This window comes from Amycolatopsis coloradensis (assembly GCF_037997115.1).
GTDB classification, from domain to species: Bacteria; Actinomycetota; Actinomycetes; order Mycobacteriales; family Pseudonocardiaceae; genus Amycolatopsis; species Amycolatopsis coloradensis_A.
In genome coordinates this window covers 4,367,534-4,393,523 of the sequence record NZ_CP150484.1, presented here as the reverse complement: position 1 = coordinate 4,393,523, position 25,990 = coordinate 4,367,534, and the positions used below count along the sequence as shown (strand labels likewise).

At 68.4% G+C, this 25,990-nt stretch carries 29 protein-coding genes; 14 read left to right on the top strand and 15 right to left on the bottom strand.

All coding sequences use genetic code 11. The features are described 5' to 3' along the window. Positions 1 to 13 precede the first annotated feature (13 nt). From LCL61_RS20675 to infC, 4 genes are all read right to left on the bottom strand, one after another. Positions 14 to 847 carry a TrmH family RNA methyltransferase gene (locus LCL61_RS20675; RefSeq protein ID WP_425342059.1) on the bottom strand — a complete coding sequence of 278 codons (834 nt, stop codon included), beginning with the start codon at positions 845 to 847 and terminating at the stop codon, positions 14 to 16. Next, positions 844 to 1,221, bottom strand: a complete 378-nt coding sequence (gene rplT / locus LCL61_RS20670) for a 50S ribosomal protein L20 (RefSeq protein ID WP_005163284.1) — start codon at positions 1,219 to 1,221, stop codon at positions 844 to 846. Before rplT ends, LCL61_RS20675 begins: the two co-directional genes overlap by 4 nt. A gap of 62 nt (positions 1,222 to 1,283) precedes the next feature. Next, a complete protein-coding gene (gene rpmI / locus LCL61_RS20665; protein WP_007028043.1) occupies positions 1,284 to 1,478 on the bottom strand; it encodes a 50S ribosomal protein L35 in 195 nt (64 codons plus the stop codon). Positions 1,479 to 1,548: 70 nt separating this feature from the next. Continuing rightward, the gene (infC, locus tag LCL61_RS20660; RefSeq protein WP_125789870.1) at positions 1,549 to 2,124 is read right to left on the bottom strand and encodes a translation initiation factor IF-3; all 576 of its coding nucleotides are present in this window, start codon (positions 2,122 to 2,124) and stop codon (positions 1,549 to 1,551) included. A 268-nt stretch (positions 2,125 to 2,392) separates the two neighbouring features. Here infC and LCL61_RS20655 point away from each other — a divergent pair, with 268 nt between their 5' ends. The 3 genes from LCL61_RS20655 to LCL61_RS20645 all read left to right on the top strand — a co-directional run bounded on the left by LCL61_RS20655 (position 2,393) and on the right by LCL61_RS20645 (position 4,511). Next, positions 2,393 to 2,752 carry a DUF1844 domain-containing protein gene (locus LCL61_RS20655; RefSeq protein WP_005163289.1) on the top strand — a complete coding sequence of 120 codons (360 nt, stop codon included), beginning with the start codon at positions 2,393 to 2,395 and terminating at the stop codon, positions 2,750 to 2,752. Between the two features lie 128 nt (positions 2,753 to 2,880). Continuing rightward, positions 2,881 to 3,519 carry a GntR family transcriptional regulator gene (locus LCL61_RS20650; protein WP_425342058.1) on the top strand — a complete coding sequence of 213 codons (639 nt, stop codon included), beginning with the start codon at positions 2,881 to 2,883 and terminating at the stop codon, positions 3,517 to 3,519. Next, the gene (locus tag LCL61_RS20645; RefSeq protein ID WP_340688358.1) at positions 3,516 to 4,511 is read left to right on the top strand and encodes a 1-aminocyclopropane-1-carboxylate deaminase; all 996 of its coding nucleotides are present in this window, start codon (positions 3,516 to 3,518) and stop codon (positions 4,509 to 4,511) included. The genes LCL61_RS20650 and LCL61_RS20645 overlap by 4 nt, the downstream gene beginning before the upstream one ends. Before the next feature lie 54 nt (positions 4,512 to 4,565). Here LCL61_RS20645 and LCL61_RS20640 read toward each other — a convergent pair whose 3' ends face one another. Genes LCL61_RS20640 through LCL61_RS20630 form a run of 3 tightly spaced genes read right to left on the bottom strand, consistent with a single transcriptional unit; the run spans position 4,566 to position 6,684 of the window. Then, positions 4,566 to 4,949 carry a RidA family protein gene (locus LCL61_RS20640; RefSeq protein ID WP_034321592.1) on the bottom strand — a complete coding sequence of 128 codons (384 nt, stop codon included), beginning with the start codon at positions 4,947 to 4,949 and terminating at the stop codon, positions 4,566 to 4,568. Further along, positions 4,946 to 5,710 (bottom strand): IclR family transcriptional regulator, encoded by a 765-nt coding sequence (locus LCL61_RS20635; RefSeq protein ID WP_340688357.1) that lies wholly within the window; start codon positions 5,708 to 5,710, stop codon positions 4,946 to 4,948. The genes LCL61_RS20640 and LCL61_RS20635 overlap by 4 nt, the downstream gene beginning before the upstream one ends. Then, positions 5,707 to 6,684, bottom strand: coding sequence for a sugar kinase (locus LCL61_RS20630; protein ID WP_340688356.1), 978 nt, complete (start codon positions 6,682 to 6,684; stop codon positions 5,707 to 5,709). Before LCL61_RS20630 ends, LCL61_RS20635 begins: the two co-directional genes overlap by 4 nt. Positions 6,685 to 6,953: 269 nt before the next feature. On the opposite strand from LCL61_RS20630, the gene LCL61_RS20625 reads away from it, so the two are divergent. The 9 genes from LCL61_RS20625 to LCL61_RS20585 all read left to right on the top strand — a co-directional run bounded on the left by LCL61_RS20625 (position 6,954) and on the right by LCL61_RS20585 (position 17,763). Next, a complete protein-coding gene (locus tag LCL61_RS20625; protein WP_340688355.1) occupies positions 6,954 to 8,258 on the top strand; it encodes an amino acid deaminase in 1,305 nt (434 codons plus the stop codon). Between the two features lie 33 nt (positions 8,259 to 8,291). Continuing rightward, a complete protein-coding gene (locus tag LCL61_RS20620) occupies positions 8,292 to 9,887 on the top strand; it encodes a D-aminoacylase (protein ID WP_340688354.1) in 1,596 nt (531 codons plus the stop codon). Continuing rightward, on the top strand, positions 9,884 to 11,272 hold the full coding sequence (locus LCL61_RS20615; protein WP_340688353.1) for a gluconate:H+ symporter: 1,389 nt from the start codon (positions 9,884 to 9,886) through the stop codon (positions 11,270 to 11,272). Before LCL61_RS20620 ends, LCL61_RS20615 begins: the two co-directional genes overlap by 4 nt. Positions 11,273 to 11,299: 27 nt before the next feature. Then, the gene (locus LCL61_RS20610; protein WP_340688352.1) at positions 11,300 to 12,430 is read left to right on the top strand and encodes a lactonase family protein; all 1,131 of its coding nucleotides are present in this window, start codon (positions 11,300 to 11,302) and stop codon (positions 12,428 to 12,430) included. Between the two features lie 11 nt (positions 12,431 to 12,441). Next, positions 12,442 to 13,725: an extracellular solute-binding protein gene (locus tag LCL61_RS20605; RefSeq protein ID WP_340688351.1), complete on the top strand. Its 1,284-nt coding sequence runs from the start codon at positions 12,442 to 12,444 to the stop codon at positions 13,723 to 13,725. After that, the gene (locus LCL61_RS20600; protein ID WP_125688506.1) at positions 13,726 to 14,685 is read left to right on the top strand and encodes a carbohydrate ABC transporter permease; all 960 of its coding nucleotides are present in this window, start codon (positions 13,726 to 13,728) and stop codon (positions 14,683 to 14,685) included. After that, positions 14,676 to 15,542, top strand: coding sequence for a carbohydrate ABC transporter permease (locus LCL61_RS20595; RefSeq protein WP_016335410.1), 867 nt, complete (start codon positions 14,676 to 14,678; stop codon positions 15,540 to 15,542). Before LCL61_RS20600 ends, LCL61_RS20595 begins: the two co-directional genes overlap by 10 nt. Before the next feature lies 1 nt (position 15,543). After that, positions 15,544 to 16,956, top strand: a complete 1,413-nt coding sequence (locus LCL61_RS20590; RefSeq protein WP_340688350.1) for a beta-N-acetylhexosaminidase — start codon at positions 15,544 to 15,546, stop codon at positions 16,954 to 16,956. A 225-nt stretch (positions 16,957 to 17,181) separates the two neighbouring features. Then, on the top strand, positions 17,182 to 17,763 hold the full coding sequence (locus tag LCL61_RS20585; protein ID WP_340688349.1) for a hypothetical protein: 582 nt from the start codon (positions 17,182 to 17,184) through the stop codon (positions 17,761 to 17,763). On the opposite strand, the gene LCL61_RS20580 is transcribed toward LCL61_RS20585, so the two are convergent. Together LCL61_RS20580 and LCL61_RS20575 are read right to left on the bottom strand one after the other, a co-directional pair. Next, a complete protein-coding gene (locus LCL61_RS20580) occupies positions 17,764 to 18,306 on the bottom strand; it encodes a hypothetical protein (RefSeq protein WP_340688348.1) in 543 nt (180 codons plus the stop codon). It abuts the gene before it with no gap. After that, positions 18,303 to 19,379, bottom strand: coding sequence for a DUF5005 domain-containing protein (locus tag LCL61_RS20575; RefSeq protein ID WP_340688347.1), 1,077 nt, complete (start codon positions 19,377 to 19,379; stop codon positions 18,303 to 18,305). Before LCL61_RS20575 ends, LCL61_RS20580 begins: the two co-directional genes overlap by 4 nt. Positions 19,380 to 19,446: 67 nt before the next feature. On the opposite strand from LCL61_RS20575, the gene LCL61_RS20570 reads away from it, so the two are divergent. Continuing rightward, positions 19,447 to 20,700 carry a choice-of-anchor Q domain-containing protein gene (locus LCL61_RS20570; RefSeq protein ID WP_340688346.1) on the top strand — a complete coding sequence of 418 codons (1,254 nt, stop codon included), beginning with the start codon at positions 19,447 to 19,449 and terminating at the stop codon, positions 20,698 to 20,700. A 138-nt stretch (positions 20,701 to 20,838) separates the two neighbouring features. Here the strand turns inward: LCL61_RS20570 and LCL61_RS20565 are convergent, their stop codons facing one another. The 6 genes from LCL61_RS20565 to LCL61_RS20540 all read right to left on the bottom strand — a co-directional run bounded on the left by LCL61_RS20565 (position 20,839) and on the right by LCL61_RS20540 (position 25,192). Continuing rightward, the gene (locus tag LCL61_RS20565) at positions 20,839 to 21,387 is read right to left on the bottom strand and encodes a snapalysin family zinc-dependent metalloprotease (protein WP_340688345.1); all 549 of its coding nucleotides are present in this window, start codon (positions 21,385 to 21,387) and stop codon (positions 20,839 to 20,841) included. A gap of 162 nt (positions 21,388 to 21,549) precedes the next feature. Continuing rightward, a complete protein-coding gene (locus LCL61_RS20560; protein WP_340688344.1) occupies positions 21,550 to 21,690 on the bottom strand; it encodes a hypothetical protein in 141 nt (46 codons plus the stop codon). A gap of 79 nt (positions 21,691 to 21,769) precedes the next feature. Then, the gene (locus LCL61_RS20555; protein WP_340688343.1) at positions 21,770 to 22,498 is read right to left on the bottom strand and encodes an alcohol dehydrogenase catalytic domain-containing protein; all 729 of its coding nucleotides are present in this window, start codon (positions 22,496 to 22,498) and stop codon (positions 21,770 to 21,772) included. Between the two features lie 18 nt (positions 22,499 to 22,516). Next, the gene (locus tag LCL61_RS20550; protein WP_340688342.1) at positions 22,517 to 22,882 is read right to left on the bottom strand and encodes a MerR family transcriptional regulator; all 366 of its coding nucleotides are present in this window, start codon (positions 22,880 to 22,882) and stop codon (positions 22,517 to 22,519) included. Positions 22,883 to 22,919: 37 nt separating this feature from the next. Beyond that, positions 22,920 to 23,588, bottom strand: a complete 669-nt coding sequence (locus LCL61_RS20545) for a response regulator (RefSeq protein ID WP_340688341.1) — start codon at positions 23,586 to 23,588, stop codon at positions 22,920 to 22,922. After that, complete coding sequence (locus tag LCL61_RS20540; RefSeq protein ID WP_340688340.1) at positions 23,585 to 25,192, bottom strand: sensor histidine kinase; 1,608 nt, start codon at positions 25,190 to 25,192, stop codon at positions 23,585 to 23,587. The genes LCL61_RS20545 and LCL61_RS20540 overlap by 4 nt, the downstream gene beginning before the upstream one ends. Before the next feature lie 205 nt (positions 25,193 to 25,397). Here LCL61_RS20540 and LCL61_RS20535 point away from each other — a divergent pair. Then, positions 25,398 to 25,990, top strand: a 593-nt coding sequence (locus LCL61_RS20535) for a cation:dicarboxylate symporter family transporter (RefSeq protein WP_340688636.1), incomplete at its 3' end; no start/stop codon positions are given.

Sequence of the window (25,990 nt, the reverse complement as noted above, 5' to 3'; positions counted from 1 at the left end):
GATGCCCGCGACTCTACGTGGTCGCGACCCGGGAGGCCATCGCATTTGTGTACACGCAGATCGCGGCGGCCGTCGCGAGGTTGAGACTCTCCGCCCGGCCGTACATCGGGATCTTGACCGCGAGATCGACGGTCTCCAGGACGCCCTGCGGCAATCCGTGCGCCTCGTTGCCGAAGACCCACGCGGTGGGCTCGTCGAAGGTCACCTGGTCGAGCTCGGTGTCGGCGTAGCCGTGCGCGCCGACGGTGCGGAGTCCGGCGGCGGAGCAGGCCTTCAAGGCCGCGTCGACGTCCCGGATACGGGTGATGGCGGGGTGGAAAAGGCTGCCGGCGGCCGCGCGGACGCATTTGCCGTTGTGCGGGTCGACGCTGTCCCCGGCGAGGACGACCGCGTCGGCGCCGGCGGCGTCCGCGACCCGGATCACGGTGCCCGCGTTACCGGGGTCCGCGACGTCGACGAGGACGACGACGAGCTTCGCGCCCGGCTTCAGGACAGTCTCTTGTGGACGGTCGACGAGCGCGCAGACCGCGACGATGCCTTGCGGTGTCACGGTCTCGGACAATCCGCCGGCCGCGCGATCGGTGATCGGCGAGACGGGGACACCCGCCTCACGCGCGGCGATGAGCAGGCGCTCGTGCTGCGCGGCGGCGCGTTCGGTCACGAACAGCTCGTACACCGTGCCGCCGTATTCGAGCGCGGCTTCGACCGCGTTCGCGCCCTCGGCCAGGAATCGGCCGGTCTTCTCGCGCTCGGCCCGGCGGGTGAGCTTGCGCGCAGCAACGACCCGGGGCGTCCGTTCGGTGAACGGAGCGGCCCCGGGTCGCGGAAGAGCGCTGTCGCCGGTCAGGCCGACTTCTTCTCTTCGGTGTTCACGTTCGCCTTGGCCAGCTCGGCCAGCGCGGTGAACGCGGCGGCGTCGTTGACCGCGAGGTCCGCGAGGATCTTGCGGTCGACCTCGACACCCGCGGCCTTGAGGCCCTGGATGAACCGGTTGTAGGTCACGCCGTTGGCGCGGGCCGCCGCGTTGATCCGGGTGATCCACAGCTGGCGGAAGTCACCCTTGCGGGCACGACGGTCCCGGTAGGCGTAGTTCAGCGAGTGAAGCGTCTGCTCCTTCGCCTTGCGGTACAGCCGCGAACGCTGGCCGCGGTAGCCGCTGGCGAGCTCGAGAGTCGCGCGACGCTTCTTCTGGGCGTTGACAGCCCTCTTGACGCGTGCCACTGGGTCCATCCTGTCGATCTGGGGGCGCGCTGGCGCGCCCGGCGTTTACAAAGTGCGGGGTGTCAGCGGCCGAGAAGGCGCTTGACGCGGCCGACGTCGTTCTTGGCGATCTCGGTCGTGCCTTCGAGGCGACGGGTGAGCCTGTTGGACTTCTTCTCCATCAGGTGGCGGCGGCCGGCCTTCTGGCGGCGCAGCTTGCCCGAACCCGTGACGCGGACACGCTTGGACGTCCCGCTGTGCGTCTTCATCTTCGGCATTACGTTGTCCTCTTCCGTGCGGCGGCACACCGGTGTTGCCCGGTGCGCCGCTGACATGTGCTGGTCGGCGCTACGCGTCGGCGGGCGGCTCGGACGACTCGTCCTTGGCTGCCTTCGCGGCCTTCTGCGGCTTCACGTTTTTGTGCGGGGCCAACACCATGATCATGTTGCGACCGTCCTGCTTCGGCGACGACTCGACGAAGCCGAGCTCGGTCACCTCGTCGGCGAGCTTCTGCAGCAGGCGGAACCCGAGTTCCGGCCGGGACTGCTCGCGACCGCGGAACATGATCGTGACCTTGACCTTGTTGCCTGCCGCAAGGAAGCGCGACACGTGACCCTTCTTGGTCTCGTAGTCGTGCTGGTCGATCTTCGGCCGCAGCTTCTGCTCTTTGATGACGGTGAGCTGCTGGTTGCGGCGGGACTCGCGGGCCTTCTGCGCGCTCTCGTACTTGAACTTGCCGAAGTCCATGAGCTTGCATACGGGCGGGCGTGCCTGCGGAGCGACCTCGACGAGATCGAGATCGTTCTCCTGTGCCAGCCGCAGCGCATCTTCGATCCGGACGATGCCGACCTGTTCACCGGCCGGCCCGACGAGGCGGACCTCCGGTACCCGGATTCGGTCGTTGATGCGTGTCTCGGCGCTGATGGGGCCTCCCTGGTTCGAGGTAAATTCTTCTACCGTTTCGACCTGGTGCCCACATACCTAAGGCCCCGGTACCGTGCGGTACGCGGGGCCCACTCTTTCCGATCGTGTTCGATCTCCAGAACCGAACACACCGCCTCGACGCCCGAAATCGTCTTGGCGAGACCGGACCCGGACACCTGGTGTTGCGGCGGTGACACGGGTGGGAGCGGGGCTCCACTTGCCGCCCCCGATCGCTCGGGGGCTGGTCGCTCGTGGAAGGGTACCAGACGTGTCAGATGAACCCGTTCAGCAGCCCCCGTATTCCCCGGACGTCCGCGACCTGGAGGACATCCCGAGCGTCGAGGTGATCAGCAGGGCGGCCGTCATGCTGCTCTCCGCCGGCGCCGAACGTCTCGGCCTCGCGGACGAGGACCCGGCCAGCTCACCGCACCGCGACCTCGACGAGGCCCGCCGCCTGATCACCGCCCTCGCCGGGCTGGTCACCGCTTCGGCAGAGTACCTCGGCCTGCACGCGGGCCCGTTGCGCGACGGCCTGCAGTCGCTGCAGAAGGCGTTCCGCGAAGCTTCGGCCGTGCCCGACGCTCCCGGTCAGGGACCGGGCGAGAAGTACACGGGGCCGGTCTACTAGCCCTCCCGCCCCCTCTGGCGTGCCATGAAAGGTCCTTTCCTTGTGAAATTCGCAAGGAAAGGACCTTTCATGGCATCGGCCCCTTTCCGAACCGGCCGATGGCAACTAACATTTCAGATGTGAGTGGGTTGGCGAAGGTACCGAGGTCCCTCCTCCGGGACGAGGCCTACGAGAGCATCCGGCGGGCGATCATCGACGGAACGCTGCCCCCGGGGACGAACCTGCGCGACGGCGACCTCGCCGATCAGCTGGGGCTTTCCCGGGCCCCGGTGCGCCAAGCGCTGCTGCGGCTCGTCGAGGACGGTCTCGTCGAGTCGAAGCCACAGAGCTACACACGCGTCGCGGGGTTCGTTCCCGACGACGTCCGTGACGCACTGGAGCTCGTCCGGGCGCTGCACGAGTTCGCAGTCCGGGCGGGTGCGCCCCGGATGGGACCGGTGGAGGTCGCGGCGATGCGCGTGGCCAACGCCCGGTTCGCCGACGCGATCGCCGCCGGGGACATCGCGGCCGCGATCGCCGCCGACGACGAACTCCACGACGTCCCGGTGGCCGCCGCGCGCAACCGGGCGATCGCCGCGACGCTGGCCCGCTACACACCCCTGCTGCGACGTCTCGAGTACGCCCGCTTCGGTTCCCTGCCCGCCCACCGGTCGGTCCAGCGCCACGCGGAACTGGCCGACGCCATCGAAGCGGGCGACGTCGACGCGGCCTGCGCGATCACCGCCACGATCTGGACCGAGCTCGAAGACCTCCTGGAGACGCCATGACCCTCGCCGATTTCCCGCGCTACCCGCTGCTGTTCGGCCCCTCCCCCGTCCATCCGCTGGAGCGGCTCACCGCTCATCTCGGCGGGGCGAAGGTCTGGGCGAAACGCGAGGACGTCAACTCCGGGATCGCGTTCGGTGGCAACAAGACCCGGAAGCTCGAATACCTGGTCGCCGACGCGCTGGCCTCGGGCGCGGACACGCTGATCTCGATCGGCGGCGTGCAGTCGAACCACACCCGCCAGGTCGCCGCGGCCGCCGCGCGGGCCGGGCTCAAGGCCGTACTGGTGCAGGAGAGCTGGGTCGATTGGAACGACCCGATGTACGACAAGGTCGGCAACATCCAGCTCTCGCGCATCCTCGGCGCGGACATCCGGATGGTCGAGGCCGGGTTCGGCGTCGGCTTCAAGGAGAGCTGGGAGAACGCGGTCAAGGAAATCGAAGCCGGCGGCGGGAAGCCGTACGCGATCCCGGCCGGCGGCTCGGACCACCGTCTCGGCGGGCTCGGTTTCGCGAACTGGATCGTCGAACTCGAAGCGCAGGAGGCGGAACTCGGCGTCTTCTTCGACACGGTGATCGTCTGCTCGGTGACCGGCAGCACGCAGGCCGGGATGGTCGCCGGAGCTGCGCTTTCCGGTAAGCCGCGCCGGATCCTCGGCATCGACGGGTCGGCGAAACCGGCCGAGACACGCGATCAGATCACTCGCATCGCCAGGGCGACCGCGGAACTGATCGCTGCCGGCGAGATCGAGGAGGTCGAGCTGGACGAGCGCTACCACGCCGGGGTCTACGGCATCCCGGACGAGTCCACACTGGACGCGATCCGGACGCTGGCCCGGTTGGAGGGAGTGCTCACGGATCCGGTGTACGAGGGCAAGTCCATGGCGGGGCTGATCGATCTCGTCGCGCGCGGGGAGATCGCGCGGGACTCGAATGTGCTCTTCGCGCATCTGGGCGGGCAGCCCGCGCTGAACGGCTACACGAGCGTCCTGTGACCTCGTGAGTGGTAAGGACGGTTAGAACCGTCCTTACCACTCACGAGGCGCGGGTCAGTCCGTCACGGCCAGGACGTCGATCTCCACCAGCAGCCCGGCGGGCAGGCCGACGTACACGGTGGTGCGGGCCGGGTGCGGCGCTTCGCCGATCAGCTTGTTGTAGACCTCGTTGAACGCGCCGAAGTGGTCGACGTCGGTCAGGTACACGCGCACCATCATCGCGTCGGCCAGGCTCGAACCGGCGGCCTCGAGCACCGCCTCGATGTTCTTGAAGGTCTGCTCGGTCTGCTCACCGACGGTCTCGCCGACGATGGCGCCGGTGGCCGGGTCGAAGGCGACCTGGCCGGCCACCTGCAGGATGTTGCCCTTGCGAACCGCCTGCGAGAACGCGGCCACCGGCTTCGGCGCGTTCTCCGTGCTGATCGCGGTCTTGCTCATTCCAACTTCCCCTTTCGGTTCCCCGTCCATCCACTGTGGACGGAAGCTTCTTCGGCGGCGGCGATCAGCTCGGGCACGAGCCCCATCAGGCCGTCGTAGTCCAGCAGTACCTTCGGCACCGACACGGACGCGGCGGCGAGCACCACGCCGCCCGGGCCGCGGACCGGCGCGGCGACGCAGTGGATGAAGTCCTCGTGCTCGGCGTTGTCCACCGCGTAGCCGCGGTCGGCGACGAGCGCGAGTTCCTTCATGTAGGCCTCGGGAGTGGTGATCGTGTTCGGCGTCCGGACGAAGAAGTCGATCCTCGACACCACGTCCGCCTGCTTCTCCGGCGTCATCGCCGCGACGAGCACCTTGCCGACGGCGGTGCAGTGCAGGGGCGCGCGTTTCCCGATGCGGGAGTACATCCGCACCGAATGCCTGCCCTCGAACTTGTCGATGTAGACGACCTCTCCGTCCTCATAGGACGCGAGGTGCACGGTGTGCCCGGTGCGCGCGTTGAGCCCGGCGAGCGCGGATTGCGCTGTGCGGCGGACGTCGCGATCCTCCAGCGCCTGTTGTGCGAGGTCGAAGAGCGCACTGCCCAGCCGGTAGTACCGCTGACCCTCCCGGCGCACGAAGTGGTGCGCCTCCAGGGTGCGAAGCAGGCGCAGCACGGTCGACTTGTGCACGCCTATCTCCTCGGCGAGCTGGTCCAGTGTCTTCGGCTCACGGGCGAGCCCGCTCAGCAGCGTGAGCGCCCTGTCCAGGCTCTGGCTCATCCGCCCACCACTCCCTTGTCCGTCAGCTTGGCCGCCGCCCATGCTGCCTCATCCGCCCCGAGGAGCGTTTCGACGACGGACGCGGGCAGCGGCCTGCCCACGTCGTCGTGGGTCAGCAGGGTGGCCGCGGCCTGCAGATGACCGCGCCGCAGCCGGGTCGCGGGGTCGTCGCCGCGCAGGGTCGCGGCGAGGAAACCGGCCGCGAAGGCGTCACCCGCGCCGACCGGCTCCACGACGTCGACCTGGAGCGCGGGCGAGAACAGCGGTGCTTCGTCGCCGTCGATCAAGGTCACGCCGCGTGCCCCATGCTTGACGACCAGCGTCTTCGGTCCGGGCACGGCGGCGCGCAGGCGCGCCGGGTCGCCGGTCCCCCACACTCGCTCGGCCTCGTCCTCGCCGGCCAGCAGGATGTCGGCGCGAGCGGCCAGCCCGGCCAGCACCGACGGGTCGCGCCCGGCCCACAGCGCGGGCCGGAAGTTCACGTCGAACGACACCAGCGTGTCGCCACGCGGTCGTTCCATCAGCGCCCGCACCAGGTCGAGGCAGCCGTCCGACAAGGCGGGCGTGATCCCGGACAAGTGGATCACGCGTACCCCGTCGAGATCGAGCTTTCCCAGTAGCCCGGCGTCCATTCCGGACGCGGCGGAGCCTTTGCGGTAGTAGCGCACGGGGCTGCCGTCCGCTCCGCTTTCCTTGATGTAGAGCCCGGTCGGGCGCGTCGGGTCGACCACGACCGCGCTGACGTCCACCCCCGCCGCGCCGATTTCGCGCACCAGCGCGCGGCCGAACGGATCGTCGCCGACGGCGCTCACCCAGGCGCTGGTGAAACCCAGCGCCGGGAGATGGCAGGCGACGTTCGATTCGGCTCCGCCGATGGTCCGCACCCACTTCCGTACCTCGTCGGGCGGCCCGGATTCGGCCGGTACGAACAAGGCCATCGACTCCCCGATGCACAACACGTCAGTGCTCTTCATCGCGCCGACCGCAATCCCGCCGCCAGGGCGCACGACAAGGATTCATTTCGCTTCACGACCGCAGAGCGCCCTGCCATCGCGATGGCGGGGCCTCCGGCCGAAAAAGCGCGATCCCCAAAGATCAAAAGATTCCCGGGCGGCCGAGGCTCGCTTGTCACCTTCGCGTCTCCTAGTCGTCACGCCGTTGACCTCCAGCGGACCGGATGCTACACCTATCCCACGCAATATGCGCAACGTCCGTTGCAACATACGCAACCGAGGTGGACCTCATGTTCGAAGCCGGCACCATCGATTCCGCCGCGGTCGCGGCCGTCCGGGAGGAGCGCGTCGACTGGCGCTTCCGCTCGGTCGCGCCCTCGCTGTCCGGTCTCACGATCGGCGAGGCCGCCGCCCGCGGCGCCAAGCTGTTCGACGACGGCTTTCTCGGCCCGTTCGTCGTTCTCGACGAAGAGGCCGTCGAACACAACCTCCGCACGATGGCGGGCTGGTGCGCCGAACGCGGGGTCGCGCTGGCCCCGCACGGCAAGACGACGATGGCGCCGCAGCTGTTCGAGCGGCAGCTGAAGCACGGCTCGTGGGGCATCACCTGCGCGAACGCCGGCCACCTGCGGGTATACCGCGCGTTCGGCGTTTCCCGGATCCTGCTGGCGAACCAGCTGCTCGACCCCTCGGGCCTGAAGTGGCTCGCCGCCGAACTCGACGCCGACGACGACTTCGAGTTCGTCTGCTGGGTCGACTCGGTCCGCGGTGTCGAGCTGATGACCGAAGCCCTGCGCGGCGCTCGCCGCAGGGTGGACGTCCTGGTCGAACTCGGCGCCGAGGGCGGCCGCACCGGCGTCCGCGACACCGGGACCGCGCTCGCCGTCGCCGAAGCCGCGCATGCGAGCCCGGCTCTGCGGCTGCGCGGGTCCGGCGGCTACGAAGGCGCGCTTTCCCACCACACCGACGAAAAGTCGCTCCGGCTGATCAGCTCCTATGTGGACGGTCTACGCGAACTCGTCTTCGCCTTCCACACCAAGGGCCTGCTCGACGACGCCGGCCAGATCATCGTGACCGGCGGCGGCAGCGCGTACTTCGACCGCGTCGCCGACGAACTCACCAAGGACTGGGGTGGCCTGGACGTCCTGCCGATCCTGCGCAGCGGCGCCTACGTGACCCACGACGACGGCTTCTACCGGGTGATCTCGCCACTCGGCGAGCAGCCGCGTATCGACGGGGTCGCCTCGTTCCGTCCCGCGCTGCGTGCCTGGGCGCAGGTCACGTCGAAGCCCACGGACGAACTCGCGCTGCTCACCATCGGCAAACGGGACGCCTCCTTCGACGAAGGCATGCCCGAGCCGCGCCTGATCCGCAAGGGCGACGGGCCGCCGTCCGCGCTCGAAGGTCACTCCATCCAGAAGATGAACGACCAGCACGCCTTTCTCACACTGCCCGCGTCGTCGCCGGTCGAGGTCGGCGACTGGATCGCCCTCGGCCTGTCGCATCCGTGCACCGTTTTCGACAAATGGCCCCTGATCCCGGTCGTCGGCCCCGACGGCGAGACCGTGCTCGATTTCGTCCGCACCCATTTCTGATCCGTCCTCCACCGCCGCAGAGGAAGAATCGCCATGGACATCGTTGTCCGCTCCGCACTGGTCGCCGACGGCACCGGGGATCCGCTCACCAGGCACGACGTGGGCATCACCGACGGCCGGATCGCCAGTGTCGCCGAACCCGGCTCGCTCGCGGGCCGCCGCACCATCGACGCCGAAGGACTCGTGCTCGCGCCCGGGTTCATCGACATGCATTCGCATTCCGACCTTCAGCTGCTCGCCAATCCGGATCACCTCGCGAAGCTCTCCCAGGGCGTCACGACCGAGGTGCTCGGGCAGGACGGGCTCTCCTACGCACCCGTGAACGACGACGTCCTCGCGGCGCTGCGCCAGCAGCTCGCCGGGTGGAACGACGATCCGGCGGGCTTCGACTGGAACTGGCGCTCCGTCGGCGAGTACCTCGACCGGCTCGACGCGGGGGTCGCGGTCAACGCGGCCTATCTGGTGCCGCAGGGCACCGTCCGCATGCTCACCGTCGGCTGGGAGGACCGGCCAGCGACCGAAGCCGAGATGAACGCGATGAAGGAACTCATCGCGACCGGGCTGGCCGAGGGCGCGATGGGCATGTCGTCCGGGCTCACCTACACGCCGGGCATGTACGCGACCACCGAAGAACTCGTCGAGCTGTGCCAGGTCGTCGGCGAGCGCGGTGGCTTCTACAGCCCGCACCATCGCAGCTACGGCAAGGGCGCGCTGGAGGCGTTCGGCGAGATGGTCGACGTCTCCCGCCGCTCGGGCTGCCCGTTGCACCTCGCGCACGCCACGATGAACTTCTCGGTGAACAAGGGCAAAGCGGCGAATCTGCTGGAGCTGCTCGACCGGGCGCTCGACGACGGCTGCGACATCACGCTCGACACCTACCCCTACCTCCCCGGCGCCACCTACCTTTCGGCGCTGCTGCCGAGCTGGGCCACCGAAGGCGGCCTCGACGCCACACTGGCCCGTCTGTCCGATGTGGACACCCGGGAGCGGATCCGCGCCGAGATCGAGGAGACCGGCTCCGACGGTGCCCACGGCGTGCCGATCGACTGGGAGGCCATCGAGATCAACGGTGTCCGCCGGGACGAGAACGCCCACCTCGTCGGGCATTCCGTCGCCGCTTCGGCACAGCGAGCCGGAAAGCCTGCCGCGGAGCTGTACTTCGACGTCCTGATCTCGGAGAGGCTCGGCACGTCCTGCCTGATGCACGTCGGTCACGAGGAGAACGTCCAGGCGATCATGCGGCATCGCACGCACACCGGCGGCAGCGATGGGCTGCTCGTCGGCGCGCGGCCGCATCCCCGCGCTTGGGGCACGTTCCCGCGCTATCTCGCACGCTACGTCCGCGAACTCGGCGTCCTCGACCTCGCCGAATGCGTCGCCCACCTCACCGGCCGCGCGGCACAGCGCCTGCGGCTGACCGACCGGGGTCTCGTCCGCGCCGGCTACGCGGCGGACCTCGTGCTGTTCGACCCGGAAACCGTCGCCGACACCGCCACGTTCGACGAGCCGCGGCAGCAGGCCGCCGGTATCCCCTATGTCTTCGTCAACGGTGTCGCCGCCATCGACGATGGTCAACCGACCGGCGCCCTCGCCGGCCATTCACTGCGGAACCCCGGGAGTGCCCGATGATCGACTGGCTCCAACACACGACGGGAGGTCTCCTGACCCTCGCCGCCGTCTCGATCGCGGTGTTGTTGTTCCTCATCATCAAAGTCAAACTCGAGCCCTTCATCGCGCTGATCGTGGTCGGCCTGCTGACCGCGCTGGCCGCGGGACTGCCGGTCGTCCAGATCGTCGGCTCCGCGCAGAAGGCGTCGGATTCCCTGCTGGAAAAGGGTTTCGGCGGGATCCTCGGCCATATCGCCGCGATCATCGGACTCGGCACCATCCTCGGGTCCATTTTGGAGCGATCGGGCGGGGCGAAGGTGCTCACCGGCGCGCTGCTGCGGGCCATCGGTGAGAAGCGGGCCCCGCTGGCGATGGGTCTCGCGGGCTTCGTCTTCGGTATCCCGGTCTTCTTCGACATCGGCATCTTCGTGCTGGCGCCGCTGGTCTACGTCGCCGCCAAACAGGGCGGCCGCTCGCTCGTGCTGTACGCGCTGCCGTTGCTCGCCGGACTTTCGATCACACACGCGTTCCTCCCGCCGCACCCCGGCCCGGTGGCCGCGGCCGGTCTGCTGCACGTGGAACTCGGCTGGATCATCCTGATGGGCCTGGTCTGCGGTATCCCGGCGTTCCTTGTCGGCGGCGTCGCGTACTCGACCTGGATCGGCAAGCGCGTCGACGTGAAGGTTCCCGCGGAATTCCTGGTCGCCGAGGAAGAGGGCGAAAAGGAAACAAACCCGCCGTCGCTCGGCCTGGTGCTGGCGATCATCGCCGTCCCGCTGGTGCTGATCCTCGCCGGGACGTTCGGCAGCATCTGGCTTCCCAAGAACTCCGCGCTCGCCGGTGTCGCCGCGTTCGTCGGTACCCCGGCGGTCGCGCTGACGATTTCGGTGCTGCTGGCGTCGTGGCTGCTGGGCCTGCGCCGAGGCTTGACGGGCAAGGATTTGAGCGAGCTTTCGGCGAAGTCGCTGCGCCCGGTCGCGATGATCCTGCTCGTGGTCGGCGCGGGCGCGTTCTTCGGCGCCGTGCTGGCCGCGACAGGGATCGGCAAGGCCGTCGCGGGATCCCTGGACAACGCCGGTCTCCCGGTCATCCTGGCGGCGTACGTGATCAGTTGCGGAATGCGCATCGCGCAGGGTTCGGCGACGGTCGCGATCGTGACCACGAGCGGCATCGTCGCACCGACGGTGGCGACGCTGGGCTATTCGCAGATGCAGCTCGCGCTGCTGGTCGTCGCGATTTCGGCGGGTTCGATCATCGCCTCGCACGTGAACGACGGCGGTTTCTGGATCATCTCGCGGTACTTCAACATGACCGTGCCGCAGACCCTGAAAACCTGGACCGTCCTGGAAACCGTCCTTTCCGTTTCCGGTTTCGGCGTGGCAGCATTGCTCATGGCAGTGGTTTAAACCACCTGACGACTGGGAGAGATCACGATGACCGGACTGGATCGACGCACCTTCCTCGGCGCCGTCGGAGCGGCTGGACTCACCACCGTTCTCGGTTCCCACCTCGCGAACGCCTCCGAACAATCCTGCGGACCGAAGGGAACCGGGGCCATCTACGTCAGCAGCTACACCAGTTCCGGGCACGGGCTCGATGTCGCTCACCGGGACGCGGCGAGCAACGCGCTCGTCATCGACCGGACGATTCCGGGAGTCAGCAACGCTTCCTGGTTCGACATCAGCGCCGACCGCAAGACTCTCTACGTGACCAACGAGGACGAGAACGGCCAGATCTCCTCGTTCAGCCTGGCCGATCCGGCGAAGCCCAAGCTGCTCAACAAGAAGTCGGCCAAGGGCCGGCACCCGACCCATCTGAGCGTCCATTCGAGCCAGAAGTACGTGCTGGCCGCGAACTACAGCAGTGGCAGCGTCGTCGTCCTCCCGATCCTGGCGGGCGGGAAACTCGGCGACGTCGTCGATCTGGCCCAGCACAAGGGCGCCGAGCGCCAGGCGCACGCGCACCAGGTGGTCAACGACCCCACCGGCAAGTGGGTGCTCGCGGTCGATCTCGGCGCGGACTCGGTCTACGTCTACAAACTCGACACCGCGACCGGGAAGCTCAAGCTGAACCAGCAGCTGAAGCTCCCCTCGGGCGCCGGGCCGCGGCACCTGGCGTTCCACCCGAACGGCAAGTACGCGTACATCCTCGGCGAGCTGCGGGCCGAGGTGACCGTCGCGGCGTGGAACCCGGCGACCGGGAAACTCACCGCCGGGCAGGTCGCCCCGGCCGTTCCCGCGGGCACCCCCGGCGAGCAGTACCCGGGCGAGATCACCACGTCCAAGGACGGGAAGTTCGTCTACGCCTCCGTGCGCGGCTCCGACACGATCGCGTCGTTCGGCGTCAGCGAGGACGGAAAGTCCTTGAAGCTGCTGAACAACGCGCCCGTCGGCGGGGTGTACCCGCGACACTTCACCCTCGACCCGACCGAGCGCTGGTTCTACGTGTCGAGCGACAAGTCCGGCACGCTCAGCTGGCTGCCGCGCGATCCCGGCACCGGTCTTCCGGGGGCCGTCGCCGGGAAACTGGCGCTCCCCCAGGTCAATTCCGTCTTTTTCGCCTAAGGAGAAAACCCATGAGAACTCGCGTCCTCATCGCGGGCCTCGCGGCCGTCGGCCTCGTGGCCGGCTGCGCGCCGGCCCAGAACACACCGGCCGCGAGCGGCGGTGACGAGAAGACCGGCACGATCCGGGTCTGGCTGTTCGACGAGGCCAACCGCGCGCCCAAGGAGGCGGCGGTCAAGGAGGCGATCACCGAGTTCAAGGCGGCGCACTCGGGCGTCGAGGTCGACGTCCAGTGGATTCCGGTGGAGGGCCGCGCGGACAAGTTCTCCGGCGCCTTCAACGATCCGGCGAGCGCGCCGGACGTCGCCGAGTTCGGCAACACCGACGTGTCCAGCTACGCCGCCACCGGCGCGCTGGCCGACCTGACCGGCGATCTCTCGTCGTGGAAGGAAGGGGCCGACATCCTGCCCGCGGTACTGGAGACCGCGAAGTCCGGCGGCAAGACCTACGGGCTTCCGTGGTTCACCGGCATCCGCGCGTTGTACTACCGCACGGACCTCTTCGCCGAACTCGGCCTCAAGCCGCCGGCGACGCTGGCGGAGCTGACCGAGACCGCGAAGACGATCCGCGCCAGGAAGCCGGAGCTGTACGGCATCTCCGTCGGCGGCAAGTACACCTACGCGATGCTGCCGTTCCTTTGGGCGCACGGCGGCGAGATCGCCAAGCAGGACGGCGGTAAGTGGAAGTCCACTGTGGACTCCGAGCAGGCCAAGGCCGGGGTCGCGGCGTACGCGAACCTGCTGAAGGCGGACATCTGCCCGCCCGAGCAGTGCGCCAACCTCACCGGAACGCAGAGCATCACGGCGTTCGCCGGCGGCAAGGCCGGGATGTCCATCGGCGGTGACTTCAACCGCAAGGCTGTCGAAGCCGGCCAGGTGAAGGGCAAGTACGCGATCATCCCGATCCCGGGCACCGAGGCGGGCAAGATCGCCCCCGCGTTCGCGGGCGGCAACCTGCTCGGCGTGTTCAACGCGACCAAGCGCAAGAGCCTCGCGGTCGAGTTCACCCAGCTCCTCGGTGGTGCGAAATACCAGGAGAAGATGTACGTCGCCATGGGCAACCTGCCCACTCTCGGCAGCGTCCAGCAGAAGGTCGCCGCGAGCGACCCGTCGGTCAAGCCGTTCGTCGACACGCTCACCGCCGGCACGAAGTTCGTCCCCGCCACCGCGGCGTGGTCGAAGATCGACGCGCAGAACGTCCTGCCCACCGCGATCCAGCAGATCGCGACCGGCGGCAAGGAACCCGCGACGGCGCTCACCGCCGCGGCCGCCGAGATGAACAAGGCGTTCGGCTAAGTGGTCACCCAGGAAATCCCCCGCACCACGGCTCCGGCCGTCCCCGCACGGCGGTCGCCCCGCCGTCGCCGGGACGGGCGGGCCGCCCTGCTCTACCTGGCGCCCGGTGGCATCCTGCTGCTGGCGATGCTGGTGTACCCGATCTACCAGCTCGTCCTGATCTCGTTCTACGACTACGGCCAGCCGCAGGCGGTCGGCAACGCCCCGCTGGTGTTCCTCGGCTTCGGCAACTACGTCGAACTGCTGGAGAACCTCCAGTTCTGGGAGGTGCTGGCCAAGACCCTCGGCTTCACGGCGGTCTGCGTCGTCGGCAGCCTCGCGCTCGGAACGGGACTCGCCGTGCTGGCGACCCGGGTCCGCGCGTGGGCGCGGGTCCCGCTGTTCCTGGCGGCGCTCGCCGCGTGGGCGACGCCGGCGATGGCGGGATCGTACGTCTGGCTGTTCCTGTTCGACGCGGACTTCGGCCTGGTGAACGAGGTGCTCTCGGGCATCGGGTTCACCGGGATGGCGAACCACTCCTGGACGTTCGACACCTACAGCACGTTCGGGCTGGTGGCGGCCGAGGTCATCTGGTGCTCGTTCCCGTTCGTGATGGTGACGATGTACGCGGGGCTCAAGGGGGTGCCGGAGGAGGTCATCGAGGCCGCGTACCTCGACGGCGCGTCGACCTGGCGCACCACGTGGTCGATCACGCTGCCGATGGTGCGGCCGCTGCTGACCATCGCCACCATCCAGTCGATCATCTGGGACTTCAAGATCTTCACCCAGATCTACGTGATGACCAACGGCGGCGGCGTGGCCGGGCGCAACCTCGTGCTCAACGTCTTCGCCTATCAACAGGCCTTCGCCGGACAGGAATACGGTCTCGGCGCGGCGCTCGGAGTCGTGATGACCTTGCTGCTGCTGTCCATCACCGGGCTGTACGTCCGGTCGCAACGCCGGAGCGCGGGATGGGTGTGACGACGGGCCGCCGGGTGCGCAGGCCCGGCAGGCTGATCGCCGAGATCGTCTGCGTGGTGATCGCCGGGATGGTCGCGTTCCCGGTGTACTGGATGGTGCTTTCGGCCTTCAAACCCACCGGGCAGATCCAGGCGGAGAACCCCCGGCCTTGGACGCTCACGCCGACGCTCGAACACTTCGAACGGGTGCTGAGCGGCGAAGGCTTCGCGATGTTCTTCCTGAACAGCGTGATCGTGGCCGTCGTGGTGGTGGCGTTGTCGCTGCTGCTCTCGTTCCTCTCCGCGGTCGCGCTGACGCGGTTCAACTTCAAGGGCAGGACCGTGCTGCTGGTGATGGTGCTGGTGGCGCAGATGGTGCCGGTGGAGGCGCTGACCATCCCGCTGTTCTTCCTGATGCGGTCGGTCGGCGACGTCGCGCCGGCGTTCGGCACCAACCACCTCGGCTCGCTGATCCTGGTGCACCTGGCGTTCAGCCTGCCGTTCGCGATCTGGATGCTGCGCGGCTTCGTCGCCGCGGTGCCGCAGGAGCTGGAAGAAGCGTCGAAGATCGACGGGGCGAGCCGGATGCGGTTCACCTGGCAGATCCTCTTCCCGCTGGTGGCGCCCGGGCTGGTGGCGATCAGCGTGCTGGCGTTCATCCACGCCTGGAACGACTTCCTGTTCGCGAAGACGTTCATCATCTCCAACACCGAGAACCAAACGCTCCCGCTGGCGATCCTGGTGTTCTTCAAACCGGAGGACACCGACTGGGGCGCGGTGATGGCGGGTTCGACGTTGATGACCATCCCGGTGCTGGTGTTCTTCATTCTCGTGCAACGACGACTCGTGTCCGTCATGGGCGGCGCGGTGAAGGGCTGACATGCCTGGCTTCGAAACCTTGCTTCCCCGTCCCGTCTCGGTGGAACCCTTGCCGGGACACTGCCCAGTACCGTCCGAAGTGGACGTGCGCCGTGACGATCTGCTGCCCGCCGAGGGCTATCGGCTGGAGATCGATCCGTCCGGCGTGACACTGCACGCGGCCGACGCGGCAGGCGAGTTCTACGGCCGCCAGACGCTCCGGCAGCTGATCGGGCCGGACGCGTTCCGGGCCGCGTCGATCCACAGTGAACAGCAGACGATCCCGTGCGGCGTGGTCACCGACCACCCGCGGTTCGGCTGGCGCGGCTGTTTACTGGACGTGGCAAGGCACTTCCGGACCAAGGCCGAGGTGCTGCGGTTCATCGACCTGATCGCCGCGCACAAGCTCAACGTGCTCAACCTGCACCTGACCGACGATCAGGGCTGGCGGATCGAGATCCCCGAGTTCCCCAGGCTGACCGAGGTCGGCGGCTGGCGGAAGTCGTCCATGGTCGGGCGGCACGACGGTCCGGAACGGGACGGGCGTCCGCACGGCGGGTTCTACTCGGCCGACGATCTCCGCGAGATCGTCGCGTACGCCGCGTCGCGTTCGGTGACGGTGGTCCCGGAGGTCGACATCCCCGGCCACGCCAGGGCCGCGATCGCCGCCTATCCCGAACTGGGCCCGGAGACCGACGAACCGTGGGAGGTCTGGACGAGCTGGGGTATCAGCACGTCACTGCTGAACACGAACAAGTCCACTGTGGACTTCTTCAAACGCGTCTTCGACCACGTGCTGGAGATCTTCCCGTCCGAGGTCATCGCGCTCGGCGGTGACGAAGTACCCGGCGCGACCGAGGAACACGGCCGGTTCGTCCGTGAGATCGCGCAGCACCTGGTCGATCGGGGGCGTCGTCCGCTCGGCTGGGACGAGGTGCTCGAAGCGGGCGACCTGCCGCCGATGGTCATCGGCTCGTGGCAGAGCGAGGCGGCCGGTGCCCGCGCGGCGGCCGCGGGCCACGACGTCGTCATGTGCCCCGAGGAGCACGTGTACCTGGACCACCGGCAGTCCGACCACCCCGATGAACCGATCCCCGTCGGGTACCTGAGCACGCTGGAGAGCTTCTACGGCTACGAGCCGGTGCCCGCCGATTTTCCCGAGGGGAAGTCGATCCTCGGCGCGCAGGCGCAGGTGTGGTCGGAGCATCTCGACACCGCGCGGCGGGTGGATTACGTCACCTTTCCGCGCCTGTGCGCTTTCGCCGAAGTGGCGTGGAGCGACCCGGCGGGACGGGATTACGCGGAGTTCCTGCCGCGGTTGCGGGACCATCACCTGCCGCGTTTGGACGCGCTGGGCGTCGAGTACCGGCCGCTCGACGGGCCTCACCCCTGGCAGACCCGGCCGGGCGTGCCGGGGCGACCGCGACAGCGGTAAGTACGTGGGCTCGGTACCGGCGCCCGTTCCCGCCTTAAGTACGTGAAGGCTCCCTTCCCTCGGCTGAGCCGAGGGAAGGGGGCCTTCACGCGCGGCCGCTGTGCCTGCTGTGGNTGTGGATTTCGGGACATCTGACGTCCCGAAATCCACACGGTCCGCGCACCCGAAGTGTGTGAGGGCCCCCTTCCTTGCAGCAGGTGCAGGGAAGCGGGCCATCATGGGGTGATGAGTGATCAGTCCGCGCGGTGGGTCGACGCCTCCCAGCTTCCTGAAGAACTCGTAGCGCTCATCGACACCCTCCGCCCTGGCGAGGACGTGCTCATCACGCGGAACGGCGAGACGATCGGAACGATTTCCGGCGCTGTCCGCGAAGAACCGGTGCGTTCGGCGGACTCCGACGGCATCACGGTGGTCGCCACCGCCATGAAGCTGTCCGCATCGGCGCGGGACTCGTTGTCCGAGCGGCTCGGCCCCGGCTACCTCGTCCTGGACCTGCGCTCGGCTCCCCCGAGCGTCGACGTCCTGCTGGTCCCGCCGGGCAGCCCGCAGTTGATCGGCAACTTCCGTGCGCTGTATCCGAAGGCCCGGATCGTGATCACGGAGATCGAGGACGCCGAGCTCGGGGTCAAGTACGAAGGACCGGTCCGGCGGATGCTCGACGCCGGCGCCGAGGCGTACCTGCCGTCGAGCACGATCCCGCGGCTGGCGGAGCAACTGGACCGGACCATGACCCGGCTGAACCAGCTCACCGGTGACACGTCGGTTCCCCTGACCATCGAAGCGCCGGGAGGCCGCACGCTCGAGTGATCAGCGAGAATCGAATTCGCCGATGTTCAACCAGCCCACGTGCTCGTCCCAGCTGTCCCAGAAGACCTGCTTCTCGGCAGCCCGGTAGCGATGCCGGTATCCCATCAGCTCGCCACAATCGAAGCTCTCCTCGGCGAGATCGGGCGTGCCGAACACTTCGAGGAACTCGTCACGGGAGCGCAGGTACCCGAAGTGGGCGAGGAGACCACGCCCGGCACCGTACAACGCGAACCCGGAGACCATCCCGTCGACGATCCGGCAGCTGAACTTGCCGGAAAAGTGAACGATTCCCTCGGTTTCGACGACGCTCTCGACCACCTCTTCACGCGAGAGGGGCTCCCCCTCCGCGCCGTAGTACTCCGTGGCCCGGCCGCTTCCCGCGATCACGCGGTGGACGATCGGCGAGAGCGTGACCTCGATGACGCTGTCGCGGGCGACGGTATCGGCGGCCTTCGCCCCATAACGGACACCGGCGAGGCTCAGGCCGCGCGGATCGACATCCGGCCGGGTGAGGACGTCCAGATCGTCGAGTATCTCGATCACCCGATGAAGCGTAATACCGGCGGCCAGGCGACCTCGACGAACCGCGGCCGGTAGATCCGCGCGTCCTCGAAGTTGTCGCCGTGGTCGAGGCTGTTCACGTTGTACGACACCGTGAGCTTCCCGGGACGGCTCAGCTGCGGATGCGCTGTCGCGTCGTAGACGATGCGCCGGTCGCCGGCTTCGGGTGCCCGGTGGAGAACGACGGGATCGCCGAACGGGCCGGTCGGCGAACTCGCGGTGTAGGCGAGCATCACCGGGCTGAAGCCGGGGCTGGTGTCCATGGTGATCAGCACGTATTCGCCGCCGACACGGGTCACCGAGAACGCCGTCCCGATCCCGGACAGCATCCGGACCGAGTGCTCCTCGTGGGACGACCAACCGGCGCCGGTCCAGAACTGCCAAGGTCCGCGAAGGCCCCCGACGGGCACCCTGGCGAGCCGGAGATGGCCTTGTTCGGCACCGTAGAGGTAGGTGTACCCGCCGTCTTCGAGCAGCTCCGATCCCCACGCGACCTTCTCGCTCACCGGGATCACCAGCAGCTCGGACGGCGTCAGCGCGGGCAACCGGAACGTGGCCAGCGACGTCCCGGTGCTCCGGAAATCGAGGCCGCCTGGCCCCGTTGTCTCGTACCGGTTGTAGAGCACCCGCAGGACATCGCCCTCGACGACTCCGTCGCCGACCCAGTAGTGCTCACCCGAACCCGCGAGCCCGATCAATGCCTCCGGCTCGTCCGCGGTTCCGCCGTGCAGCGTCTCCCCCAGCGTGCCGTCCGGACGCTGGACGACCAGGGTGTTGCGGGCGATCGGGCTGTCCCGGGGGCGGCTGTGGTCGGGGTTCACCGTGCCGAGGAACGTGTCCGAGAACAGCCACGCGGTACGGCCGTCGGGCAGCGGCACCGACACGGTGCGATCCCCGCCGGTCCAGTGGCCGCCCTGGTCGCCGTAGTCGTTCCAGAGCTCGTTCAGACCGGCGACGGGAGCCACCGGCGGCGGCGCGGACGCGATCCCGCTGCTCGCCACCACGGCGCTGAACAGCAACGCGGCCGGTACGAGAATCCTCGACGCCCGGCGCATCGGATCATGCTAGAGGCGCCGAGGATTTTGTACGACCCTTGTGCGCCAGGTGATTACCGTCCGCGGGATGTCCTGGAAACTGCTTTCCGTGGCCGTGCTCGCCGCCGTCGCGTGCACCGGGTTCACGACGGCCGAAGCCGCCTCGAAGACCTACTACGTCGACCAGGTCTCCGGTAGTGACACCGCGAGCGGCACTTCGCAGCAGACCCCGTGGAAGTCACTGGCGAAGGTCTCCGCCACCACGTTCGCGGCGGGCGACACCGTTCTGTTGCGTCGCGGAGGTGCCTGGACCGGCGGCCTCACCGTCAAGAGTTCGGGTGTCATGATCGGCGCGTATGGCACCGGGGCGCGGCCGGTCGTCAAGGGCAACGCCGAGGCGTGTGTCGATCTTCCCGGGAACGACACCGTGGTGAAGGACCTGCAGATCGGCGTCGCGGCCGACGCGGGACGCTGCTCCTGGGCCGGGGTGAAGGTGTCCGGCGACCGCAACAAGGTGCTGTCGAACCTGATCACGGGCGCCGGCGCGGGCGTGTACATCGCGCCGTCGGCCGAGGGCACCGAGGTCACGCAGAACGACCTCGTCGACAACAACCACATGACCGTCGTGACGCCGGGCGGCAACGACGACTCCGGCGCGTTCGCCATCCTGGTCCAGGGCAACGACTCTGACATCGGCTGGAACCGGATCAGCGGCTCGATCGCGAAAGCCGACGACTTCGGTGGTCTCGACGGCGCCGCGGTCGAGATCTTCTACGGCTCCCGCAACGTCATCCACCACAACATTTCCGAGGACAACGAGACCTTCACCGAACTCGGCACGGACGCGAAGGATCCCGACGGCGTCTCGACCGGCAACGTCTTCGAGTACAACGCGATCTTCGGCGCCAAGACGCGCGGCGGGATCATCACGCGCGGCGCGGAGGATGGCAACGGCCCGGTGCTCGGCACCGTGTTCCGCAACAATTCACTCCGGCTCCCGAACGCGGAGGCGGAGGGTTTCGTCTGCTACGGCGGCTGCACGAACCAGATGCTGACGATGACGCAGAACGTCGTCCAGGCGGCGTACAAGGTCGGCTACGCGGACCCGACCTTCACCGCGACCGACCACAACGTGTACTTCGGCGGGCTCCGGCAGTTCACGCCCGGTGCGACGGACAAGATCGCGGATCCGGAGTTCACCTCGGCCACGAACCTGATCCTTCAGGCGGGAAGCCCGGCGATCGACCTCGGCACCGCGAAGTACGACGACCGCGACGTCGACGGCAACCCGGTCTTCGCCGGCGCGCGGGTCGATGCGGGCGCCTACGAGTTCCAGGGCTAGACGTCCGTGAAGGCCTCCTTCCCTACCTTGAGAGATCGGAAGAGCGTCNCCGAGGTGCCGGACGGCGTCGAACTCGCGCGCGGCAGCTCCTTCCCTACCTTGAGCGTAGGGAAGGAGGCCTTCACGGACTTACGAGCGTCAGTTGTAGATGCGCTGCATGGCGCCCGCCGCGACGAGCCCGTTGGCCCACAGCGAGTTCACCCGCGAGACCTCCTGGGCGTTCGGCTTCGCGTTGGTGCAGGACGGGCCGGGGCCGCCGCCGGACATAAGCTCGGAGCACGGACCCTGGTAGTTGTCCGGCAGGCCGAGCGCGTGGCCGGTCTCGTGCGCGGCGATCCGCGTCTGGTCGTACTCCCGCGCCTGCGTGTAGTCGATGAAGATCGTGCCGCGGCCGTGGCCGTCGGTCTCGGCGTACGAACCCGAGGGGTCGTTGCCTTCGGTGTAGCGCAGGGTTGCGCCCGACGAGCTCTCCTGCAGCTTCACGTTCGACACCGAGTTGTTCCAGTTCGCCACGCCCGCCTGAATGGCGGCGCGGAAACTGGGCGCTCCCGAGGCGTCGTAGTAGACCGTGGTCGCCGCCGCGGTCTGCTGAGCAGGCTGAACCGCCGCCGTGGCCTGGCCGGCGGTGACCGGGACGGCCAGCAGCGCCAAGCTCACCGACGCGGAGACGAAGAACTTCCTTGCCATGGACCCACTCCTTGTGAGGACAACGGAATGGTTCGTGAATTTAGGAGTCCCGGCCGAGGCTTGGCACCAACTTTCGTCGCTTCCGTCAGCTGGTGATTTACCAACACTTTCGCTCTATTGACATGCACGTGTTCGCATACGACTATGTTCGGTCACCCTCGTTCAGGGCCGCAGCACGAGCTTGCCCGAAGTCGCCCGCGCTTCGAGGTCCACGAGCGCCCTCGGCCCGTCCGCCAGGTCGTACACCGTGGGATTTCCCGGCACGCGGACACCGACGGCGATGAGGGCGCGCAGTTCGTCCATCAGCTCCGCGAAGATCGCGGGCGCGTGCTCGATCAGACGCCGAGATGCAGTCCGATCACGTGGATCTGATGCCGGAAGTTCAAGTCTCGGTTCGTGATCGCGACCTCGCCCCGGCGACGCCGTAGACCACGACACGTCCGGTGACCCGCTTGGCGGCGGCGAGACCGGCGGCGAACGTGGCCCCGCCGACCGATTCGAGCACGAGATCCATCTCCCCCGTCTCCTCGCCGTAACCGACCACTCGGTCGGCGCCCAGCGCCCGGACCGAGTCGTGCTTGTCCGGCGACGCGGCACCGATGACGGTCGCCCCGTAATGCTTGGCCAGCCGGACCGCGGCCTGACCGACCCCGCCTGCCGCCGCCTGCACCAGCACGGTCTCACCGGCGGCCAGCCTGCCCAGCGGCTTGAGCGCGGCGAGCGCCGTGACCCAGTTCAGGATCAGCCCGATAGCCTGGTCGTCCGACCAGCCTTCGGGTACCGGGACCGCGCCGGCCGCGGACATGACCATGTACTCGGCGAAGGCCCCGGCACCGGTCCCGACGACGTGGTCGCCGATGACAGGCGCGGTCACCCCCTCCCCCACGGCGACGACCACCCCGGCCGCCTCGAACCCGGCGACGTATGGGGCTTCCGGACCGCCTTCGTACGTGCCCCGCGTCTGCATGACGTCGGCGAAGTTGACCCCTGCGGCGGTGACCTTCAGCAGGATCTCGCCTGGTCCCGGCACCGGAACGGGTGCGTCGGTGATCAAGTGAAGGTCTTCGGGACCGTTCGAGGAGCTCTGTCGCAGCGCGCGCATCGAAGTCATGTCCGCACGCTAAAACCCTCACATTTGCGTGAGGGTCAAGTCGCGGAGGTACGCGTCGAGGGCGTCGCGATTGCGGGTCATGAGCGCGATCCGGCGATCGAGCACTTCCCGCTGCCGCGCGACCTCGTCGATCATGTACTCGCACGGCTCCTTCGGCCGGACTTCCCCTGGTCCGTCGAGGTACGGGAGTACTTCGCGGATCAGCCTGATCGGGAGGCCCGCGTCGAGCATCCCGCGGATCTGCAGGACCGCCTCGACCGAGCCTTCGCAGAAGTCGCGGTAGCCGTTGCCTTCCCGGCCTGGGCTGATCAAGCCCTCTTCCTCGTAATAGCGCAGCGCACGGACGCTGACTCCGGTCTTCCGCGCGAGTTCGCCGATCTTCACGATGCTCAAGGTAGCCCGCGAGTCGACGTATAGGTCGTTATACGGTTTTCGGTTTGTACCAGACCTCGGGGCGGCCGACCTGGCCGTAGCGGGGCTCGCGCTGGGCGAGGCCGTTGTCGGCGAGGTATTCGAGGTAGCGGCGCGCGGTGACGCGGGAGGCGCCGATCGCGGTGGCGGCCGCTCCGGCGGAGAGTCCGTCGGCGGCCGAGGCGAGGACTTCGGTAATCGCCTCCAGGGTCTGCGCGCTCATCCCCTTCGGCAGGACTTGCCGCTCGGTGGTGCGCAGGGTGCCGAGCGCGCGGTCGATCTCGGCCTGCCCGGTCACCTCACCCGATGCGCCGTGGAACTCGGCGTAGCGCTCGAGTTTCTCCCGCAGCGAGGCGAAAGTGAACGGTTTCAGCAGGTACTGCACCACGCCGACCGACACGGCGGCCTTCACCAGCGCCAGATCCCGCGCCGAGGTCACCGCGATGACGTCGATCGGGAGCCCTGCCGCGCGCAGCGACCGGCAGACGGCGAGACCGTGCGTGTCCGGGAGATAGAAGTCCAGCAGCACGAGATCGACCGGTTCGCGTTCGCAGAACCGCAGGGCGTCTCCGCCGGAGTGGACGACGCCGGACACGGTGAAGCCGGGCATCCGCTCGACGTACACGCGGTGCGCGTCGGCGGCCACCGGTTCGTCCTCGACGACCAGCACCTTGATCATCGTGTCGACTCCTTCGGCGGCAAACACACGGTGAACACCGCGCCCTCGTCGCGGCCGACGTCGATCGTCCCACCGTGCCGCCGCACTGCCTGACCCACCAGCGCCAAGCCGAGCCCGTGCCCGTCCTCGGGTTTGGTGGTCCACCCTCGCCGGAAGACGTCCTCGACGTCTACCACGCCGGGGCCGGTGTCGGCGACCCGCAGCAGTAGCCCCTCGGCGTCGGAGCGCACGGTGACCTCGACGCCGGGCCGCCGCCCGCCGTCGCCGGCGTTCCCTGCCGCCGCGTCGATGCCGTTGTCGATCAGATTGCCGAGGATGGTCACCAGGTCGCGTGGCGGGACGCCGGTGTCCGCGTCCTCCATGACGGTGTCGGGCGTGATCGTGAACTCGACGCCGCGCTCGCTCGCCTCCGCCGCCTTGCCGAGCAGCAGCGCCGCGAGCACCGGTTCGGCGACCGCGCCGACCACGCGGTCGGTGAGTTCCTGCGCCAGCGCGAGTTCTTCGGTCGCGAACTCGACGGCCTGTTCGGGGCGGCCGATCTCGACCAGCGAAACGACGGTGTGGAGCCGGTTCGCCGCCTCGTGCGCCTGCGACCGCAGCGCCTCGGCCAGGCCGCGCACGGTGGTCAGTTCCCCGGTCAGCGCCTGGAGTTCCGTGTGGTCGCGCAGGATCACCACGGTGCCCATCGCCTTACCGCGCGAGCGCACCGGCGACGTGCTGACGACGAGCACCCTGGCCTCGGTGAGATGGAGCTCGTCGGTGCGCTCCTCCCCCGAGGTGAACGCTTCGACGAGATCTTCGGGAATGTCCAATGAGGACAGTTCGCGGCCCACCGGATCGGCGGTGACACCCAGCAACGCGCGGGCTCCGTCGTTGCACAGCACCACCCGCCCGTCACCGCCGACGAGCAGCAGCCCCTCGCGCACGGAATGCAGGACGGCTTCGTGGTACTCGAACAGGTTGCTCAGTTCCTCGGGCGCGATCCCCCTGGTCTGCCGCCGGAGCCGGGCGCTGACCAGGTAGCTGCCGATCCCGCCGACCACCAGTACCGCCACCGCGACCCCGATCAGCGGCCACAGGCGTTCCCGCAGTTCGGCGTCGATCGCTTCGACGGTGATGCCGACCGACACCAGTGCGACGACCTGTCCGGCGGCACCGTGCACCGGCACCACGACGCGTTCGGACGGCCCGAGCGAGCCGGCGTAGGTCTCGAGCACCCTGCCGCCGCGTTGCGCCTCGCCGATGTTGCCGATGAACGGCTGCCCGATCAGGTCCGGATTCGGATGCGTGTAGCGGATCCCGTTCTTGTCCATGATGGTCACGAAGTCCACGTCCGTATCCGCGCGGACACTCTGCGCGAACGGCTGCAGTGTCCGGGTCGGCTCCGATGTGGACAGTGCGGCCAGCACTCCGGGGGCGTCCGCCACCGCTTCGGCGACCGCGGTCACCTTGTCCCGCGCCCGGTCTTCGGTGGCCCGGACCGAATCGAGGTAGGCGAAGGTCACCCCGGCCGCGACGAGCGCGAAAAGCACGACGAGCTGCAGAATCAGCAGCTGGCGGGCGAGACTGCCACGCCTGGTCCGGATCCGCGTCGTCGAGGGCACCCGCCCATATCAGCACACCCACGCCGAGGTCGCTCCACACGCCTGGACGGAATTCCCTAAATGACACTCGTACGAACTCAATGAACACAACCGTGACCCAGCTCACCAGCCCGGGTGATAGTGACCGGCAATCCCACGAACACCCCCTGAGCTGGAGGCAAAGGTGCCTACAACGCCGGAAGCGGCGCCACGACGCCGCGACAAGATGCACTACCTGTACCTGGCCGTGATCGCGGCGGTCGTCCTCGGCGTCATCGTCGGGTTCGCCGCACCGGGTCTGGCCAAGGAGCTCAAGCCGCTCGGCACGGGCTTCGTCAACCTGATCAAGATGATGATCTCCCCCATCATCTTCTGCACCATCGTGCTCGGTATCGGATCGGTGGCGAAGGCCGCGAAGGTCGGCAAGGTCGGGTTGCTGTCGCTCGGCTACTTCCTGATGATGTCGACGTTCGCGCTCGCGATCGGCCTCGTCGTGGGCAACCTCCTGCACCCGGGTGAGGGCCTGCACCTCGACCCCGCCGCCGCGGCGAAGGCGCACAAGCAGGCCGAAGGCGGCGAAGGCACCGTCGACTTCCTCATGGGCATCATCCCCACCAGCTTCGGTTCCGCGTTCACCGAAGGCCAGGTGCTGCAGACGCTCCTGGTCGCGCTCCTCGCCGGCTTCGCCGTGCAGAAGCTGGGTACCAAGGGCGAGCCGATCCGCCGCGGCATCGAGCACATCCAGCGGCTCGTGTTCCGGATCCTGGCCATGATCATGTGGGCCGCCCCGGTCGGCGCGTTCGGCGCGATCGCCGCGGT

Coding starts and splice junctions, on each gene's coding strand:
- rpmI (WP_007028043.1), bottom strand. CDS start 1,478: ATGCCGAAGATGAAGACGCACAGCGGGACGTCCAAGCGTGTCCGCGTC.
- LCL61_RS20645 (WP_340688358.1), top strand. CDS start 3,516: ATGACCCTCGCCGATTTCCCGCGCTACCCGCTGCTGTTCGGCCCCTCC.
- LCL61_RS20640 (WP_034321592.1), bottom strand. CDS start 4,949: ATGAGCAAGACCGCGATCAGCACGGAGAACGCGCCGAAGCCGGTGGCC.
- LCL61_RS20635 (WP_340688357.1), bottom strand. CDS start 5,710: ATGAGCCAGAGCCTGGACAGGGCGCTCACGCTGCTGAGCGGGCTCGCC.
- LCL61_RS20630 (WP_340688356.1), bottom strand. CDS start 6,684: ATGAAGAGCACTGACGTGTTGTGCATCGGGGAGTCGATGGCCTTGTTC.
- LCL61_RS20625 (WP_340688355.1), top strand. CDS start 6,954: ATGTTCGAAGCCGGCACCATCGATTCCGCCGCGGTCGCGGCCGTCCGG.
- LCL61_RS20620 (WP_340688354.1), top strand. CDS start 8,292: ATGGACATCGTTGTCCGCTCCGCACTGGTCGCCGACGGCACCGGGGAT.
- LCL61_RS20615 (WP_340688353.1), top strand. CDS start 9,884: ATGATCGACTGGCTCCAACACACGACGGGAGGTCTCCTGACCCTCGCC.
- LCL61_RS20610 (WP_340688352.1), top strand. CDS start 11,300: ATGACCGGACTGGATCGACGCACCTTCCTCGGCGCCGTCGGAGCGGCT.
- LCL61_RS20605 (WP_340688351.1), top strand. CDS start 12,442: ATGAGAACTCGCGTCCTCATCGCGGGCCTCGCGGCCGTCGGCCTCGTG.
- LCL61_RS20595 (WP_016335410.1), top strand. CDS start 14,676: ATGGGTGTGACGACGGGCCGCCGGGTGCGCAGGCCCGGCAGGCTGATC.
- LCL61_RS20590 (WP_340688350.1), top strand. CDS start 15,544: ATGCCTGGCTTCGAAACCTTGCTTCCCCGTCCCGTCTCGGTGGAACCC.
- LCL61_RS20585 (WP_340688349.1), top strand. CDS start 17,182: ATGAGTGATCAGTCCGCGCGGTGGGTCGACGCCTCCCAGCTTCCTGAA.
- LCL61_RS20575 (WP_340688347.1), bottom strand. CDS start 19,379: ATGCGCCGGGCGTCGAGGATTCTCGTACCGGCCGCGTTGCTGTTCAGC.
- LCL61_RS20570 (WP_340688346.1), top strand. CDS start 19,447: ATGTCCTGGAAACTGCTTTCCGTGGCCGTGCTCGCCGCCGTCGCGTGC.
- LCL61_RS20565 (WP_340688345.1), bottom strand. CDS start 21,387: ATGGCAAGGAAGTTCTTCGTCTCCGCGTCGGTGAGCTTGGCGCTGCTG.
- LCL61_RS20560 (WP_340688344.1), bottom strand. CDS start 21,690: ATGGACGAACTGCGCGCCCTCATCGCCGTCGGTGTCCGCGTGCCGGGA.
- LCL61_RS20555 (WP_340688343.1), bottom strand. CDS start 22,498: ATGACTTCGATGCGCGCGCTGCGACAGAGCTCCTCGAACGGTCCCGAA.
- LCL61_RS20545 (WP_340688341.1), bottom strand. CDS start 23,588: ATGATCAAGGTGCTGGTCGTCGAGGACGAACCGGTGGCCGCCGACGCG.